A 16,548-nucleotide genomic window follows, 5' to 3' on the forward strand; every position below is an offset into this window, starting at 1 on the left:
ATGGACAAAAAGCGTTCAGTAGGCATTTTGGCTACAGGTTCCTATACACCTGACAGAGTGCTTAGCAACTTCGATCTGGAAAAAATGGTGGAAACGACAGATGAGTGGATTGTTTCCCGCACCGGAATCCGGGAACGTCGCATTTGCTCGGCTGAGCAAGCTTCCTCCGATCTTGCTTATGAAGCTGCGAAAAAAGCGCTGGAGCGAGCCAACATCAGCGCAGAGCAGCTCGACATGATTATCGTGGCAACAGTGACGCCTGATATGATGTTCCCGTCGACTGCCTGCATCCTGCAGGAAAAGCTAGGAGCAAAACGTGCAGCGGCGCTTGACGTATCGGCTGCCTGCACAGGCTTTTTGTACGGCATCACGACAGCGGCGCAGTTCATTGCCAACGGACTTTACAAATACGTGCTGGTCGTCGGGGTAGAGACGCTGTCCAAAATTACGAACTACAAAGACCGCAACACATGTGTGCTGTTCGGGGATGGCGCAGGTGCCGCTGTGATCGGCGAAGTGCGGGAAGGCTTTGGCTTCCAGTCGTTTGAGCTTGGCGCAGACGGCGCAGGCGGAGAGTTGCTGTGCCTGCCTGCGGGCGGCTCGCGCATCCCGGCTTCGAGCGAGTCGGTCGAAAACAACCTGCACTATCTCTCGATGGCAGGCGGCGAAGTCTTCAAATTCGCGGTGCGCGTGATGAACTCCGCGACAGAAGCGGTATTGTCCAAAGCGGGAGTCGAGCGGGAAAACATCGACCTTTTGGTGCCGCACCAGGCGAACAAGCGGATTATCGACTCTGCCGTGCAACGCTTCGGCTTGTCTGAGGACAAAGTGGCGATCAACCTCGACCGTTACGGAAACATGTCTTCTGCGTCGATTCCGGTTGCGCTGGACGAAGCGATCGCGGCGGGACGGGTAAAAGAAGGCGACAACGTCATTCTCGTAGGTTTCGGCGGGGGCTTGACCTGGGGAGCAACGCTTCTGAAATGGTCGACCACGCCAGCGGAAGGGAGCGGACAGTAGTGGGGAAAGTAGCATTTGTTTTTCCGGGCCAAGGCTCGCAATTCGTAGGGATGGGGCAGACGCTTTCCGAGCAGTCGGAAGCAGCCCGCCGCATTTTTGAAACGGCAGATGCCGCGCTCGGCTTTTCGCTCTCCGGTCTGTGCTTTGCAGGCCCGGAAGAAGAGTTGAAGCTGACGGCGAACACGCAGCCGGCGATTTTGACGGCGAGCGTCGCTGTGCTTGCAGCCTTGAAAGAAAAGTTGCCGGATTACACGCCTGATTTCGTGGCGGGCCACAGTCTGGGCGAATATTCGGCGCTGGTGGCAGCAGGCGCGCTGTCTTTTGCCGATACGGTCAAAGTCGTTCGGGCACGCGGCCAATTCATGGAAGAAGCCGTTCCGGCAGGCCAGGGCGCTATGGCAGCGGTCTTGAACATGGAGCGCGCAGCCCTGCAAGCCGTGTGCGAGGAAGTAACCGCTTCCGGGCATCCGGTTCAGCCAGCGAACATGAACTGCCCGGGGCAGATCGTCATCTCCGGCTCGGCCGAAGGCGTCAAGCTGGCGGGCGAAAAGGCCAAGGCAGCAGGAGCGAAGCGTGTGCTCCCGCTGAACGTGAGCGGACCGTTCCACTCCAGCCTGATGCAGCCAGCCGCAGACAAATTGCAGGCGGTGCTTGCAGGCGTCACAGTCCAGGAAGCGAGCGTCCCGGTCGTGGCAAACGTGACGGCACGCCCTGTTACCGAAGCGGCAACGATCGTCGAGCAGCTTGTGCAGCAAGTATCGGCTCCGGTTTTGTGGGAGGATTCGGTACAGTGGATGGTCGAAGCGGGCGTGACTACGTTCGTGGAGATCGGACCAGGCAAAGTGCTTGCGGGACTGATTAAAAAAATCGCGCCAGCCGATACGACGATCATTTCGGTCCAGGACATGGAATCCTTGACTGAGCTTTTGAACGGAGGGGTACTATGCTAACAGGAAAAACAGCGCTTGTGACAGGAGCCTCCCGCGGGATTGGCCGTGCGATTGCACTCAAGCTGGCCGAAGCAGGAGCGAATGTCGTGGTGAACTACGCAGGAAGCGAAGCCGCAGCAGCCGAGACCGTTGCCAAAGTCAAGGAGCTGGGCCGCGATGCGATCATGGTTCGCGCCAACGTTTCTTCGGCCGAGGAAGTGGGCGATATGTTCAAGGCCGCGCTCGACCATTTCGGTTCGATCGACATTCTCGTCAACAACGCCGGGATTACCCGCGACAATTTGCTGATGCGCATGAAGGAAGAAGAGTGGGATGACGTCATTGCCACCAACTTGAAAGGCGTATTCAACTGCCTGAAAGCCGCGACTCGTCCGATGATGAAGCAACGCTCGGGCAAGATCATCAACATTACGTCCGTGGTCGGTGTGCTCGGCAATGCGGGGCAAGCTAACTACGTGGCGGCAAAAGCGGGCGTCATCGGCCTGACCAAGACAGCCGCGCGCGAGCTGGCGAGCCGCGGCATCACCGTGAACGCGGTAGCGCCTGGATTTATTGATACAGAAATGACAGCCGTGCTGCCGGAGGATGTAAAAGCTGGCCTTATCAGCCAGATTCCGCTGGCTCGTCTCGGCCAGACAGAGGACATTGCGTCCGTCGTTCTGTTCCTTGCTTCTGACGCAGCCAATTACATGACAGGCCAAACTTTGCATGTGGATGGCGGCATGTATATGTAAACTGGTTTTTTGAAAGCTCATCTACTATAATACGGGAGAGGGGGTGAAGCAAGATGGCAGATACATTGGAGCGCGTGAAGAAAATCATCGTCGATCGTCTGGGTGTAGATGAGTCCAAGATTACTTTGGAAGCTTCTTTCAAAGAAGACCTGGGCGCTGACTCCCTGGATGTAGTGGAACTCGTAATGGAACTCGAAGACGAGTTTGATTTAGAGATTTCTGACGAAGATGCTGAAAAGATCACTTCTGTTGGTGAGGTTGTAAAATACATAGAATCTCACAAGTAGATCCATCAGTTGGAAGTCCCGTACCATACGGGACTTCTCCTTCAATTGCCGCCGAATACATACCAGGAAGTTACGTTAGGCATGAAGTGTACGCAAGAAACTGACTGCTGACTTTCATATAGAGGTGATCGCAATGAAACGAAGAGTGGTGATTACTGGCGTTGGTGTCGTCTCCCCGGTGGGAAATGACGCGCAGACCTTCTGGAACAGTTTGCTGGAAGGAAAATCAGGCATTGACCGCCTGACTGCTTTCGACGCTACGGATTATCCGACGCAGATCGCGGGCGAAGTGAAAGACTTCAACCCTGAGCTGTACATGGACAAAAAAGAAATACGACGTACAGACCGATTCGTTCAGTTTGGATTGGCTGCTGCCAAAATGGCGGTAGAGGATGCGAAACTGGAAATCACGCCAGAAAATGCGGAACGAGTGGGTGTATACATCGGGTCCGGAATTGGCGGGCTGTCTACATGGGAAGAGCAGCATTCCGTGCTGTTGGAAAAAGGGCCACGCCGCGTGAGTCCGTTCTTCATTCCGATGCTGATTGCCAACATGGCCTCCGGTGCAGTATCCATTCAATACGGAGCAAAAGGACCGACTTCCAGCGCGATTACCGCATGTGCGACAGGGACAAACGCAATCGGGGATGCTCTGCGTTTGATCCAGTTCGATCATGCGGATGTGATGATCGCAGGCGGTGCAGAAGCGACAATTCGTCCGATGGCGTTTGCGGGCTTTTGTTCGGCTAAAGCGATGTCCACGCGCAACGACGAGCCGCAAAAGGCGAGCCGTCCGTTTGACAAAGACCGCGATGGCTTCGTCATGGGCGAAGGGGCGGGCGTCCTGATCCTCGAAGAGCTGGAGCACGCGAAAAAACGCGGCGCGAACATCATCGCGGAAGTGATCGGCTACGGCATGAGCGCGGATGCCCATCACATCACTTCTCCGTCGCCAGGTGGCGAAGGGGCTGCGCGCTGCATGAAAAATGCGCTGCGTGACGCAGGCATTGATCCGACAGAGGTGGGCTACATCAACGCACACGGAACCTCTACGGATCAGGGCGACATCGCCGAGACGCAGGCGATTAAAGAAGTGTTTGGCGAACACGCTTACAAGCTGGCTGTCAGCTCGACCAAGTCGATGACAGGCCACTTGCTCGGAGCGACAGGCGGCATCGAGGCAATCGCGACCGCTTTTGCCCTGCGCGATCAGGTGCTTCCTCCTACGATCAACCTGGAAAACCCTGATCCGGAATGCGATCTCGACTATGTTCCTAACCATGCGCGCAAGGCGACCGTCCATGTGGCTGTTTCCAACACGTTTGGATTCGGCGGTCATAATGCAACGGTGATCCTGAAGCGATACGAAGCATAAATGAGCCCTACTGAGAGAAAAAGTAGGCAGTCTCCTGGAATGGTGGTGAGGGTGATGAATTTTGCACAGCTGCAAGAGAAGATAGGCTTTCGCTTTCACGATGAGAGCGTTCTGCGGCAGGCATTCACCCATTCTTCCTACGTGAACGAGCAACGCGGCAAACGAATATCAGACAACGAACGGCTGGAGTTTTTGGGAGATGCTGTGCTTGAGTTGACTGTTTCCCAGTTTTTATACAAAACTTTTCCGAAGATGAGCGAAGGCGAAATGACGAAGCTGCGGGCAGCGATTGTCTGTGAGCCTTCTCTGGTTAAATTTGCTGAACTGCTGAATTTTGGCGATCTCGTTTTGCTGGGAAAAGGGGAAGAGTTGACTGGCGGACGTCAGCGACCTGCCTTGCTAGCGGACGTATTTGAAGCTTTTGTTGGTGCCCTCTATCTGGATCAGGGCCTGGATGCCGTATTTTCCTTCATGGAAAAATACGTCTACCCCAGAATCGACAAGGGAGAGTTTGCCCAGGTAACAGACTTCAAGAGCCAGTTGCAGGAATTTGTTCAACAGGACAATCTGGGAGACATCCAGTATCGCATTGTAGAAGAAAAAGGACCAGCTCACAATCGAGAGTTCGTATCGGAAGTGCTTTTGAACAATCGTTCGCTTGGCATTGGCTCGGGCCGTTCCAAAAAGGAAGCGGAACAGCAGGCAGCCGCGCGGGCGTTGGTAAAGCTGGGGGAGAAATAAAGGCTCGGAAAAAGGGAGCTGCATCATCTGCGGGCGCAGGTGGTGTAGCTTTCTTTGTTCCCGCTTGGAAAAGCCGGGAAAATACTGCGTGATGACAGCTTTCTATGATACACTTATTTCGATATGACCACGAAGGCTCGCAGTGGAGTAGCTCCTGTCTGATACAGGGGCTCTTTTCGGGTACCATCCGATTCATGCCGTGCGCCTCTTTGTCCGCTTGCGGACGGCCGTGCGTCACGGGCAGATTAGGTTGGTTTGGTAAGGAGGACCGTAAGTATGTATTTGAAACGCCTGGAGCTGGCAGGATTCAAATCGTTTGCCGACAGGACGGAATTGGAGTTCGTACCAGGAGTGACAGCGGTAGTCGGTCCGAACGGAAGCGGCAAGAGCAACGTTTCCGACTCGATCCGCTGGGTGCTCGGAGAACAGAGTGCCAAGTCGCTGCGCGGAGCGAAGATGGAGGACATTATTTTCGCGGGCAGCGACAAGCGCAAGCCAGTGAACTTTGCCGAAGTGACGCTCACCTTGGACAATACGGATCGTTCCCTCGACGTGGAATATTCGGAGGTTTCCATCACGCGCAGAGTCTACCGCTCCGGTGACAGTGAGTATTACATAAACAACAGATCATGCCGCTTGAAGGACATTATGGAGCTGTTCATGGATACGGGGCTGGGAAAAGAAGCGTACTCCATTATCGGCCAGGGAAAAATCGAAGAAATTCTCAGCACGAAGTCGGAAGATCGCCGCGGCATTTTTGAAGAAGCGGCGGGCATCGTCAAGTACAAGACCCGCAAGCGCGAGGCGGAGAAAAAGCTCGATGACACCGAGCAAAACCTCATCCGCATCCACGATATCGTCAGCGAAATTACCGAACAGATCGGACCGCTGCAGGAGCAGGCAGAGACGGCGAAGACGTACAAAGAGCTGCACCGCAAGCTGGTCGAGCACGAAGTCGCGCTGTACGTGCAGCAGATCGAGGCGGCCCACAGCAAATGGGAGGCCGCGACGCAGCGCGTGCAGGAGCTTCGCGAGCTTTTGATGAGGCAGACGACGGAAGCGGCCAAGCACGAAGCCGATCTGGAGCAGGCCCGTTTTTCGGTCACGCAAATCGACCAGTCGATCGAGGAACTGCAACACGTTCTCTTGACGGTGAGCGAGGAGACGGAAAAGGTAGAAGGCCAGCGCGAAGTATTGCGCGAGCGGATGCGCAATTTGAGCGCCAATCGCCAGCAGACGATGGAGCAGATGCACAGGCTGACAGAGAAGCAGCACGCGCTGGAAGCGGAGCTTGCCGAAGAGCAGGAGCGCGCCAAGGAAGCCGATCGGAGGATGGCGGAAGCCCATGCATCGTTGCAGGAGGCTGAAGGGCAGTTTTTCTCCATGGTGCAGTCGTTGACAGACGATGTGGAACGGTTGAAAGGCGATTATTTTGAAAAGCTGAACGAAATGGCCAACCTGCGCAACGAAATCCGCCATCAGCAGCAGCTTGTGCAGACATCGCAGGCGCGCGTCGACCGCCAACTGGCCGGCAAGGAACAGTTGGAGCTGGAAGAGGTGCAGCGCCAGGTGAGAATGGCCGAGCTGCAGGAGCAACTGACCCAGATCGATCAGACCATTCAGGATACGGTTACCCGCTACAAGCAGTTGATGGACGGCCTGCGCGATGGACAAGCGCGCATGGAACAGGTGCGTCGGGAGCTGCGCCAGTCCGAGCAAAAAAGAGAAGCGGCGAAGTCCCGCCTGGACCTCATCAAAGAGATGCAGTCCGAATTTGCCGGATTCCAGCAAGGGGTAAAAGAAATTCTCAAGGCACGCGAGCGGGGCTTCAAAGGCATCCACGGCGCGGTCGCCGAGCTGGTCGTCGTGCCGCAGCAGTACGAAACGGCGATGGAGGTCGCCTTGGGCGGGGCGCTGCAAAACGTCGTCGTCGATAACGAGGCGGCAGGGCGAGCCGCGATTGCTTATTTGAAGCAGCACAATGCAGGCCGCGCCACCTTTTTGCCGCTGGATGTCATCCGGCCGCGCACCTTGCAGGCAAACGACCGTCAGCAGTTGGCAAAAGAAAGCGGCGTTGTCGGGATCGCCAGCGAGCTGGTTTCGTTTGAGGAAGCGTACCGCCCGATTTTGGAGAGCATGCTCGGCAACGTCATCGTGACGGAAAAGCTGGAGCAGGCAAACCGCGTCGCCCGCACGCTCGGCTATCGCTACCGCGTCGTGACGCTCGAAGGCGATATCGTCAACGCGGGCGGTTCGATGACAGGGGGCGCCCTGAAGAAAAACAGCGCCAACCTGCTCGGCCGCAACCGTCAGGCAGAAGAGCTCGAAGCGCAAATGCGCGAAATCGAAGAGGCAATTTCTGGACATACTACCGTAATGGAGCAACTGGCCGAACAGCTTCGCCGTATGGAAGAAGAACAGGAAGCGCTCCGCTCGGAAGGCGAAGCGCTGCGGTTGAAGGAGCAGGAAGTCAAGGGCCTCTTGCAGCAAACCGAAGCAGAGGGACGTTCGCTGGGCGAGCGGGCCAAGCTGGTAGAGCAAGATATTGCCGCCTACCAGAAAGAGATGGAAGAAGCGTTGCGCAAAGAGGAGCAGCTTCAAGCGGACTTGGCCGTCCTGGAGCAAGAAGAGCAAAAGCTGAGCGAGCTGATCGCCGAAGCCGAGGCCAAGCGCCAGGAGCAGTTGGAATCCAAGGAAGAAATGAACCAGAAAATTACCAGCCTGAAAGTGCTGAATGCCCAGGTGAAACAGGAACACCAGTCCCGCCTGGAGCAGACGGAGCGCCTGATCGAACAAAAAAGCTTGCTCCAGCGCGAATGGGAAGAGCAAAACGCGAACCTCGCCGCACTCGACGAGTTGGAGCGCACGAACGAATCGTCCGGGCTTGAGCTCGATCAGCGCATCGCCGAGCTGCGTCAGGACAAGGAACGGGTAGCCGGACTGATTGCCGAACGCCGCAACGAGCGGGCGACGCTTTTCCACAAGCAGGAGCAGGTGGAAGTGCAGGTAAAAGAAATTCGCCGCGAGGTCAAAGCGCTGGAAGAGAAGCTCCATCAGGAGGAAGTCAAGGTCAACCGCGGCGAGGTGGAGCTTGACCACCTGTTGAATAAACTCTCCGAAGAATACGAAATGAGCTACGATCTGGCGAAGCAAAAATACCCGCCGCGCGGTGAGTTGCAAGCGGAGACGCAAATCGTCGCCCAGCTCAAAAAGCAAATTGCCGCACTCGGCACGGTCAACCTCGGGGCGATTGAGGAATACGAGCGCTTGTCTGAGCGCCAGCAGTTTTTAAGCGCGCAGGAAGCCGATTTGAATGAAGCAAAAGACATGCTCTACCAGGTGATTCAGGAGATGGACGCAGAGATGTCGCGCCGCTTCAAGGAGACGTTTGAGGCGATCTCCGAGCAGTTCCGCGACGTGTTTGTGCAGTTGTTCGGCGGGGGACGGGCCGATTTGCTCTTGTCCAATCCGGACAATCTGCTCGAAACCGGGATCGACATCGTGGCGCAGCCGCCGGGCAAAAAGCTGCAAAATCTGGCTCTGCTCTCCGGGGGCGAGCGCGCGCTGACCGCGATGGCTCTGCTCTTTGCCATCCTGCGCGTCAAGCCTGTGCCATTTTGCGTGCTTGACGAAGTGGAGGCGGCATTAGATGAGGCAAACGTCAACCGCTTCGCCGAGTACATGCAGCAGTTCAGCAGCCAGACGCAGTTCATTTGCGTGACGCACCGCAAAGGCACGATGGAGAGCGCAGACGTTTTGTACGGGATCACGATGCAGGAGGGCGGCGTGTCCAAGCTGGTCTCGGTCAAGCTGGAGGACAGCGACAAATTCGTCGAGTCTGCCTCGTAATTCGCCGCAGCATCGTCAGTGCCCGCAAGCAATAGAAACGAGCATACAGCCGAAGCTCGACTTCATGCGAGCTTTTGACAAGATTATCCGCAAAGGAAGATGAACATGAGCTTTTTCAAGCGCCTTCGTGACGCGATCGTCCAAAAATCCGAAGAAGTAACCCAGAAGTTTACGGATGGACTGGCGAAAACGAGAGATTTGCTGGTAGAAAAAGTGGAGGATCTGGTCCGCCGCTACAAAAAAATCGACGACGATTTCTTCGATGAGCTGGAAGAAATTTTGATTACGTCCGATGTCGGCGTCAACACCGTCATGGAGCTGATTGACGATTTGCGGACAGAAGTGCGCAAGCAAAAAATCGAAAACGCCATGGACTTGCAGCCGATTTTGTCGGAGAAGCTCGTGGCCCTGCTGAAAAACGACGAGGCGGCAGACACCGCGCTCAACGTCGAGGACGGACGGCTGAATGTCATTTTGTTCGTCGGCGTAAACGGAGTCGGCAAAACGACGACGATCGGAAAAATGGCGCACATGTTCAAGCAGCAGGGAAAAAACGTGCTGCTGGCCGCAGGCGACACGTTCCGGGCAGCCGCGATCGAGCAGTTGGAGGTATGGGGCGAGCGCGTCGGCGTTGACGTCATCAAACAGCAGCAAGGCTCCGATCCGGCAGCGGTCATTTACGACGCCATCCAGGCCGCCAAATCGCGCAAGGTCGACGTGCTTTTGTGCGATACGGCCGGACGTTTGCAAAACAAGGTCAATCTGATGGAGGAGCTGGCGAAGGTGCACCGCGTGTTGCAGCGCGAACTGCCTGGCGCGCCGCATGAAGTGTTGCTCGTCCTCGACGCCACGACTGGGCAAAACGCGCTGTCCCAGGCGAAGACTTTCGGCCAGTCCGCCGGAGTGACCGGCCTAGTCCTGACCAAGCTCGACGGTACGGCGAAGGGCGGCATCGTCATCGCGATCCGCAACGAGCTGAACATCCCGGTCAAATACGTCGGCCTCGGCGAGAAGATGGACGATCTGCAGCAGTTCGATCCCGAGCAGTTTGTGCATGCGCTGTTTGCCGGATTGATCCAAAAAGAGGAAGCCGAAGAGCAGGAAAACGCGTAATATCATAATGTCTGGAACGCAAAAAAAGATGTCAATAAAAAACCTTGACACTAGGTGTAGAATTAGGTACTATAATCTACGTGCTGTAAAGAAAAAGCCTTTACAGTTTCGAAACGAGTACCTCACAGCAAAGGATTGGTTTCATGTTAGAAAAGACCAATCAAGTCAATCTCTTGTTTGACTTTTATGCACCGCTACTCAAGGGCAAGCAGCGAGAATATCTGGAGCTGTACTATCTGGATGACTTGTCGCTCGGAGAAATCGCGGAAATGCACGAGGTCAGCCGACAAGCTGTTTACGACCACATCAAGCGGGCAGAAAAGCAGTTGTTCGAATACGATCAGAAGCTTAATCTGGCACAGCGCCACGAGAAGCGGATGGAAGTGCTGGCACGAATGAATGAGCTTGTAAATGGGCTTGCAGAGAGCGAGACAAGAGACGAGCTGAATACTTTGCTCCACCAACTGTCAGAGATGGATTAGGAGGGCTCGCATGGCGTTTGAAAGCTTGGCCAATCGGCTGCAAAACGCATTTGACAAACTGCGCGGCAGAGGAAAGATCGACGAAACCGTCGTCAACGAGGCGATGCGGGAAGTCCGCCTTGCCCTGCTGGAAGCAGATGTTAACTTCAAAGTAGTAAAAGACTTCGTCGCTCGCGTCAAAGAGCGCGCAGTCGGCCAGGAAGTCATGAAAAGCCTGACGCCAGGTCAAATGGTTATCAAAATCGTGAACGAAGAGCTGGTCGCCCTGATGGGTGGCAGCGTAGCTCAGTTGACGATGGCGCACCGTCCGCCGACCGTCATCATGATGGCGGGTTTGCAAGGGGCGGGGAAAACGACCACGACTGGTAAGCTGGCCAAGTATTTGCAAAAGCAAAACAAGAAGCCGCTTCTGGTGGCAGCCGACATTTACCGTCCGGCTGCGATCAAGCAGCTACAAGTTTTGGGGGAGCAACTGAATGTTCCCGTTTTCACTCTCGGAGATCAAGTCAGTCCTGTTGACATCGCTCGGCAAGCGATTGAACACGCGAAAGCCAATCACCTCGACGTTGTGATTCTCGATACGGCAGGTCGCCTGCATATTGATGAAGCGTTGATGGACGAGTTGAAGCAAATTCGCGAAGTTGCCAAGCCCGATGAGATTTTGCTCGTCGTGGACGCGATGACAGGTCAGGACGCCGTCAATGTGGCGGAGAGCTTCAACAGCCAGCTCGAACTGACTGGCGTGGTTCTCACCAAGCTCGACGGGGATACCCGAGGCGGTGCGGCACTATCCGTCAAAGCTGTCACTGGCAAGCCGATCAAGTTCGCGGCGATGGGTGAAAAGCTGGATGCGCTCGAACCGTTCCATCCGGATCGCATGGCTTCCCGCATTTTGGGAATGGGTGATGTACTCAGCCTGATCGAAAAGGCGCAGGCGTCCGTGGATGAAGAAAAAGCGCGCGACATGGAGCGCCAGATGCGTCAAGGGGAATTTACCTTCGACATGTTCCTGGATTCCATGCAGCAGTTGCGCAATTTGGGGCCTTTTGAGGACATTCTCGGCATGCTGCCCGGAATGAACAAGATGAAAGGCAAAATGAACGTGGACGAGAAGCAGATTGCCCGCGTGGAAGCAATCGCCAAATCCATGACCAAGGCAGAGCGTGCCAACCCCGATCTCTTGAACGCCAGCCGCCGCAAGCGCATTGCGAGCGGAAGCGGCACGAGCATTCAGGAAGTGAATCGGTTCATCAAGCAGTTCGAGGAAATGAAAAAAATGATGAAGCAATTCACGGGCGTCGCCGACAAGATGGTCAAGAAGTCGAAGAAAAAAGGCGGCTTCGGACTGCCGTTCATGGGCAAAGGCGGAGGAAACAACCAAGGCGGCATGAACTTCCCCTTCAATTTCAAACCACCGTTCAAGTAAAGAGGCATGATCTCTTCGCGCCGCTGACTTGTCAGACAGCGCGATGGTTCAGATATAGTAGCACCAACGCAGATGTTTATCTCGCGTTGATCCATACAGGAGGTGACACAACATGGCAGTTAAAATCCGTCTGAAACGCATGGGTTCCAAGAAAGCTCCTTTCTACCGTGTAGTAGTAGCTGACTCCCGTTCCCCACGCGATGGCCGTTTCATTGAAGAAATCGGTTACTACAATCCGGTTGCTCAACCGGCAGTGGTGAAAATTGATACCGAAAAAGCGGTACAATGGATCCTGAATGGTGCAGCTCCGACTGATACCGTTCGTAACCTTCTCTCCAAAGAAGGCGTTCTCGCAAAAGTGCACGAAACCAAATACGGCAAATAAGTCGGTCATCTGGAGGTCTGATGATGAAAGCGCTGGTCGAAACGATCGCTAAAGCTCTCGTCGATCATCCGAATGAGGTTCGTGTGAATGCAGTGGACAAAGAGCGCACTCTCGTCTTTGAATTGTCGGTGCACCCTGATGATATGGGGAAGATCATCGGCAAGCAAGGACGGATCGCCAAAGCCCTGCGCACTGTCGTGATGGCGGCATCCGTGGAAACGGACAAGCGCGTTACGGTTGAGATTGTTTGACAAAAAGGCTGGGAGCTTTCCCAGTCTTTTTTGGTTGATATGAACTGATACGTCGAAAGGAGTGACAGGACATGCTCACGATTTTTCGGTCGGTACAGGTCAAACTCATCATGACAGAAGCATCCCGCGCTGTGCTGATTGACCAGTACAGCAGACAGCTTCGCCAGCAGCGCGAAGAATGGGAGCAATGGCAGTTCCAATCGAAAAAAATATTGGCCGAAGCGAAGAAAAAGTCTGCGGATACATATGCGCTCGCGCAAGAAAAGATTGCCCAGGAAGAGCGGCGGCGCAAGGAAAAAATCGCCCAAATCTCTTTTGCCTTGCAGCAGGCGGAGAGTCTTCCCGAAGGCAGTGAGATGGATTATCAGACTGTGCAAAGTCCCGTCACAATCCAAGTAGGCGATGTTTGGGATGAAATCATGGCAGGAACGGAAATCATGATAAAAGATGGACGAGTGCATGAGATTCGACAAACGGCAGGACATGCAGCCGATGAATAGAAGGAGTGAATACGCTTGGGCAACCAAAAGTTTTACACGGTGGGCAAGCTGGTCAATACGCACGGGCTCAAGGGAGAAGTGCGCGTAACCTCGACGACGGATTTTCCCGATCAACGGTTTCGCAAAGGCAGCGAGCTGTTTTTGTTTCACCCGTCTCTTTCCGAGCCAGTGAAGCTGAAAATCGCGACTCGTCGCGCCCATAAAGACTTTGAGATTTTGAGCTTCGAGGGTTATGGACACATTAACGACATCGAAAAATACAAGGGCGGCGAGCTGAAAATTCCGGAAGACGCGCTGATGGAGCTGGAAGAGGACGAGTTTTACATCCATCAGTTGATCGGCTGCGAAGTCGTTACGGACGAAGGGGAAGAGCTCGGAAAAATCGTCGATGTGATGCAGCCGGGAGCAAACGATGTGTGGGTCGTAAAAGGGCGGCGCGGAGAGATTTTGCTGCCGTTTATCGATGATTGCATCAAGGAAGTGGACATCGCCAACAAACGCGTGGTTTGCCATCTGATGGAAGGCTTGCTGTAGGAGGTACTTCTGATGCGGATTGACATTTTTACGCTGTTTCCCGAAATGTTTGCGGGCGTCTTGTCCAGCAGCATTTTGGGAAAAGCCCGCGAGAAGGAGCTGGTCGACTTTCACGTCACCAACTTTCGCGATTTTTCCGAGAGCAAGCATGGCACGGTTGACGATACGCCATACGGCGGCGGCGGGGGCATGGTGCTCAAGCCCGAGCCGTTGTTTCGGGCGGTAGAGGCGCTCGCAGGGGAAAAGAAGCCGCGTGTGATCCTCATGTGCCCGCAAGGCGTGCCGTACAACCAAAAGCTGGCCGAGGAGCTGGCCCAGGAGGAGCATCTCGTGTTCATCTGCGGCCATTACGAAGGCTATGACGAGCGCATCCGCGAGCATTTGGTCACGGATGAAATCTCGATTGGCGATTACGTGCTGACAGGCGGCGAGCTGGCCGCGATGGTCGTGATCGACAGTGTCGTGCGCTTGCAGCCGGGTGCTCTGGGAAACCAGACGTCAGCCGTCGAGGATTCGTTTTCGACCGGGTTGCTCGAATACCCGCACTATACGCGGCCGGCGGAGTTTCGCGGCTGGAGGGTCCCGGATATTTTGCTCTCCGGCCACCATGCCAACATCGAGCGCTGGCGCCTGAAAGAATCGTTGCGCCGAACGAAGGCGCGCCGTCCCGATCTCTTGGCGAAGCTTGAGCTGACAGACGAAATGAAAAAGCTGCTGGCAGAGCTTGAGCAGGAGCAAAACATGGAAGGAAAATTGTAGAACAGGCCTTGTAGTTTCCTGCCTACTATGTTAATATACTTCTTGTGGCAATTTTGCCCGCTGACTAAGGCGGTCCGCTACTCGTAATTCGGTCCCTGATGGGTGACCGGGCCAAACTGGCGAGACGAGTAAGAACGTCTATCGGAAGGAGGGAATTGAAATGAACCAAGTTATCCGTGAATTGGAAAAAGAGCAATTGAAACAGGATATTCCTGCGTTCCGACCTGGTGACACTGTTCGTGTACACGTTAAGGTTATCGAGGGTCAGCGTGAGCGTATTCAGCTGTTCGAAGGCGTAGTGATTCGCCGTCGCGGTACAGGTGTCAGCGAAACATTTACTGTTCGTAAGATTTCTTACGGCGTAGGTGTTGAGCGTACGTTCCCAGTACACACGCCTAAGATCGAGAAGATCGAAATCGTGCGTCATGGTAAAGTACGTCGTGCGAAACTGTACTATCTGCGCGATCGCGTAGGTAAAGCAGCTCGTATTAAAGAAATTCGTCGATAAGCGAAGCGCTTGAAAAGGGGACTGGTCTGCTTGCCAGGCCTCTTTTTTCCATTTACAGGGTTGGACGAGCCAGCTTGGGAGGGCGTAAGTGATGAACGAAGAAGTATCCTCCGGTCGCACGAAAAAAAATGAGCTATGGGAATGGACGAAGGCGCTCGGCATTGCCTTGATTCTCGCTTTTCTCATTCGAACCTTTTTGTTTGCCCCGTTTATTGTCGAGGGCGAGTCCATGGAAACGACGTTACATAACAGCGAAAAACTGGTCGTCAACAAGGCCATTTACTATTTGCAGGAGCCGAAGCCGGGTGACATCATCGTGTTTCACGCAGAGAAAACGCGCGACTACATCAAGCGCGTCATCGCTGTGGCGGGAGATACCGTCGAGGTGAAAGGCGATCAGCTCTACATCAACGGCAACATGGTTGAAGAGCCATATCTTGCACAACATAAGGAACAGGCGAAACAACAGGGAGAGCCCTATTTTACGAACGACTTCCCACCCGTCACGGTACCGGCAGGCCACATTTTTGTAATGGGCGACAACCGTCCGAACAGCCATGACAGCCGGGCCATCGGTCCTGTCGCTGTCAGCACGGTGGTTGGCAGAGCGGAGTTTACGTTCTGGCCGATTGCAAGCATTCGCATGACGAGATAATCGCAATAGCTTCAAGGTAGGTGAGACAACATGACGATCCAATGGTTTCCCGGACATATGGCCAAGGCGCGCCGGCAAGTTACGGAAAAGCTGAAATTGATTGATGTGGTGATCGAGCTTCTCGATGCGCGGCTTCCCCTTTCCAGCCGGAATCCGATGATTGACGAGATTGTCAGTGACAAGCCACGATTAATTTTGCTGAACAAAGCCGATCTCGCAGACGAGAAGGCGACAGAAGAATGGATTGCCTATTTCCGCAAAGAGGGCATTCGCACGCTGCCGATTGATGCCTTGAGCGGAAAAGGCGTAAACAAACTGCCTGAGCTGTGCAAGGAGCTGGCGGCAGACATGCTGGCGAAGCGCAGCGAACGCGGAATGCAAGGACGCGCGATCCGCATCATGATTTTAGGAATCCCCAACGTCGGAAAATCGTCGCTGATTAACCGTCTGTCCAAGCGCTCGGTAGCGGCAACGGGCGACCGCCCGGCCGTCACGAAGGCGCAGCAGTGGGTGAAGATGGGCGACACGCTTGAACTGCTCGATACGCCGGGGATTCTCTGGCCCAAGTTTGAAGACCAGATGGTTGGATTGCGCTTGGCGGCGAGCGGTGCGATCAAGGACGAGCTGATTGACTTTACAGAGGTAGCGCTGTTTGTCATCAGCTATATGATGCACTACTATCCGGAACGCTTGATCGAGCGTTTCAAGCTGAAGGAGCTGCCGGACGATCGCATCGCCATGCTGGAGGAAATCGGGAAAAAGCGCGGCTGCCTCATTTCGGGCGGCAACATCGATTACGACAAAGCGGCGGAAATCTTTTTGCGCGAGCTGCGCTCAGGGAAGCTCGGGCCGATCTCCGTGGAACGCCCGATTGACTGGGAAATGGACGAACCGATCGGCAAGCCGCTCTCGCTTATGGAATAGCGTAACGTTTTGCCGCACACGCACACGAAAAGCCTGTCTATCGATTGCTGATAGA

At 54.7% G+C, this 16,548-nt stretch carries 18 protein-coding genes; all 18 read left to right on the forward strand.

The features are described from left to right. The 18 genes from BA6348_RS12975 to ylqF all read left to right on the forward strand — a co-directional run bounded on the left by BA6348_RS12975 (window position 1) and on the right by ylqF (window position 16,493). Window positions 1-1,020, forward strand: coding sequence for a beta-ketoacyl-ACP synthase III (locus tag BA6348_RS12975; RefSeq protein WP_005834342.1), 1,020 nt, complete (start codon window positions 1-3; stop codon window positions 1,018-1,020). Beyond that, entirely contained in the window at window positions 1,020-1,970 is a 951-nt protein-coding gene (fabD, locus tag BA6348_RS12980; RefSeq protein WP_122952504.1) for an ACP S-malonyltransferase, read from the forward strand. Before BA6348_RS12975 ends, fabD begins: the two co-directional genes overlap by 1 nt. Continuing rightward, window positions 1,964-2,704, forward strand: coding sequence for a 3-oxoacyl-[acyl-carrier-protein] reductase (gene fabG, locus BA6348_RS12985; protein ID WP_005834339.1), 741 nt, complete (start codon window positions 1,964-1,966; stop codon window positions 2,702-2,704). Before fabD ends, fabG begins: the two co-directional genes overlap by 7 nt. Before the next feature lie 53 nt (window positions 2,705-2,757). Next, window positions 2,758-2,991 (forward strand): acyl carrier protein, encoded by a 234-nt coding sequence (gene acpP / locus BA6348_RS12990; protein ID WP_005834336.1) that lies wholly within the window; start codon window positions 2,758-2,760, stop codon window positions 2,989-2,991. A 133-nt stretch (window positions 2,992-3,124) separates the two neighbouring features. Continuing rightward, window positions 3,125-4,366, forward strand: coding sequence for a beta-ketoacyl-ACP synthase II (gene fabF / locus BA6348_RS12995; protein ID WP_005834333.1), 1,242 nt, complete (start codon window positions 3,125-3,127; stop codon window positions 4,364-4,366). Window positions 4,367-4,420: 54 nt separating this feature from the next. Further along, window positions 4,421-5,107, forward strand: coding sequence for a ribonuclease III (rnc, locus tag BA6348_RS13000; protein WP_005834331.1), 687 nt, complete (start codon window positions 4,421-4,423; stop codon window positions 5,105-5,107). Window positions 5,108-5,383: 276 nt separating this feature from the next. Beyond that, complete coding sequence (gene smc / locus BA6348_RS13005; RefSeq protein ID WP_005834329.1) at window positions 5,384-8,956, forward strand: chromosome segregation protein SMC; 3,573 nt, start codon at window positions 5,384-5,386, stop codon at window positions 8,954-8,956. 105 nt (window positions 8,957-9,061) lie between these two features. Then, window positions 9,062-10,069: a signal recognition particle-docking protein FtsY gene (gene ftsY / locus BA6348_RS13010; protein ID WP_005834327.1), complete on the forward strand. Its 1,008-nt coding sequence runs from the start codon at window positions 9,062-9,064 to the stop codon at window positions 10,067-10,069. A gap of 143 nt (window positions 10,070-10,212) precedes the next feature. Next, a complete protein-coding gene (locus tag BA6348_RS13015; protein WP_005834326.1) occupies window positions 10,213-10,551 on the forward strand; it encodes a putative DNA-binding protein in 339 nt (112 codons plus the stop codon). Window positions 10,552-10,561: 10 nt separating this feature from the next. Further along, window positions 10,562-11,977 (forward strand): signal recognition particle protein, encoded by a 1,416-nt coding sequence (ffh, locus tag BA6348_RS13020; RefSeq protein ID WP_007777724.1) that lies wholly within the window; start codon window positions 10,562-10,564, stop codon window positions 11,975-11,977. A gap of 112 nt (window positions 11,978-12,089) precedes the next feature. After that, window positions 12,090-12,362 carry a 30S ribosomal protein S16 gene (gene rpsP, locus BA6348_RS13025; protein WP_005834322.1) on the forward strand — a complete coding sequence of 91 codons (273 nt, stop codon included), beginning with the start codon at window positions 12,090-12,092 and terminating at the stop codon, window positions 12,360-12,362. Between the two features lie 23 nt (window positions 12,363-12,385). After that, entirely contained in the window at window positions 12,386-12,613 is a 228-nt protein-coding gene (locus BA6348_RS13030) for a KH domain-containing protein (RefSeq protein ID WP_005834320.1), read from the forward strand. A 71-nt stretch (window positions 12,614-12,684) separates the two neighbouring features. Beyond that, window positions 12,685-13,113 carry a YlqD family protein gene (locus tag BA6348_RS13035; RefSeq protein ID WP_122952503.1) on the forward strand — a complete coding sequence of 143 codons (429 nt, stop codon included), beginning with the start codon at window positions 12,685-12,687 and terminating at the stop codon, window positions 13,111-13,113. 15 nt (window positions 13,114-13,128) lie between these two features. Beyond that, entirely contained in the window at window positions 13,129-13,647 is a 519-nt protein-coding gene (gene rimM / locus BA6348_RS13040; RefSeq protein ID WP_005834317.1) for a ribosome maturation factor RimM, read from the forward strand. A gap of 12 nt (window positions 13,648-13,659) precedes the next feature. Then, window positions 13,660-14,406: a tRNA (guanosine(37)-N1)-methyltransferase TrmD gene (gene trmD / locus BA6348_RS13045; protein WP_005834315.1), complete on the forward strand. Its 747-nt coding sequence runs from the start codon at window positions 13,660-13,662 to the stop codon at window positions 14,404-14,406. 160 nt (window positions 14,407-14,566) lie between these two features. Next, window positions 14,567-14,914 (forward strand): 50S ribosomal protein L19, encoded by a 348-nt coding sequence (gene rplS, locus BA6348_RS13050; protein ID WP_005834313.1) that lies wholly within the window; start codon window positions 14,567-14,569, stop codon window positions 14,912-14,914. 91 nt (window positions 14,915-15,005) lie between these two features. After that, a complete protein-coding gene (gene lepB / locus BA6348_RS13055) occupies window positions 15,006-15,569 on the forward strand; it encodes a signal peptidase I (RefSeq protein ID WP_005834311.1) in 564 nt (187 codons plus the stop codon). A gap of 30 nt (window positions 15,570-15,599) precedes the next feature. Further along, on the forward strand, window positions 15,600-16,493 hold the full coding sequence (gene ylqF / locus BA6348_RS13060) for a ribosome biogenesis GTPase YlqF (protein ID WP_005834309.1): 894 nt from the start codon (window positions 15,600-15,602) through the stop codon (window positions 16,491-16,493). Window positions 16,494-16,548 lie beyond the last annotated feature (55 nt).

The organism is Brevibacillus agri, assembly GCF_004117055.1.
GTDB lineage: Bacteria > Bacillota > Bacilli > Brevibacillales > Brevibacillaceae > Brevibacillus > Brevibacillus agri.

Coding starts and splice junctions, on each gene's coding strand:
- BA6348_RS12975 (WP_005834342.1), top strand. CDS start 1: ATGGACAAAAAGCGTTCAGTAGGCATTTTGGCTACAGGTTCCTATACA.
- fabG (WP_005834339.1), top strand. CDS start 1,964: ATGCTAACAGGAAAAACAGCGCTTGTGACAGGAGCCTCCCGCGGGATT.
- acpP (WP_005834336.1), top strand. CDS start 2,758: ATGGCAGATACATTGGAGCGCGTGAAGAAAATCATCGTCGATCGTCTG.
- fabF (WP_005834333.1), top strand. CDS start 3,125: ATGAAACGAAGAGTGGTGATTACTGGCGTTGGTGTCGTCTCCCCGGTG.
- rnc (WP_005834331.1), top strand. CDS start 4,421: ATGAATTTTGCACAGCTGCAAGAGAAGATAGGCTTTCGCTTTCACGAT.
- smc (WP_005834329.1), top strand. CDS start 5,384: ATGTATTTGAAACGCCTGGAGCTGGCAGGATTCAAATCGTTTGCCGAC.
- ftsY (WP_005834327.1), top strand. CDS start 9,062: ATGAGCTTTTTCAAGCGCCTTCGTGACGCGATCGTCCAAAAATCCGAA.
- BA6348_RS13015 (WP_005834326.1), top strand. CDS start 10,213: ATGTTAGAAAAGACCAATCAAGTCAATCTCTTGTTTGACTTTTATGCA.
- ffh (WP_007777724.1), top strand. CDS start 10,562: ATGGCGTTTGAAAGCTTGGCCAATCGGCTGCAAAACGCATTTGACAAA.
- rpsP (WP_005834322.1), top strand. CDS start 12,090: ATGGCAGTTAAAATCCGTCTGAAACGCATGGGTTCCAAGAAAGCTCCT.
- BA6348_RS13030 (WP_005834320.1), top strand. CDS start 12,386: ATGAAAGCGCTGGTCGAAACGATCGCTAAAGCTCTCGTCGATCATCCG.
- BA6348_RS13035 (WP_122952503.1), top strand. CDS start 12,685: ATGCTCACGATTTTTCGGTCGGTACAGGTCAAACTCATCATGACAGAA.
- trmD (WP_005834315.1), top strand. CDS start 13,660: ATGCGGATTGACATTTTTACGCTGTTTCCCGAAATGTTTGCGGGCGTC.
- rplS (WP_005834313.1), top strand. CDS start 14,567: ATGAACCAAGTTATCCGTGAATTGGAAAAAGAGCAATTGAAACAGGAT.
- lepB (WP_005834311.1), top strand. CDS start 15,006: ATGAACGAAGAAGTATCCTCCGGTCGCACGAAAAAAAATGAGCTATGG.
- ylqF (WP_005834309.1), top strand. CDS start 15,600: ATGACGATCCAATGGTTTCCCGGACATATGGCCAAGGCGCGCCGGCAA.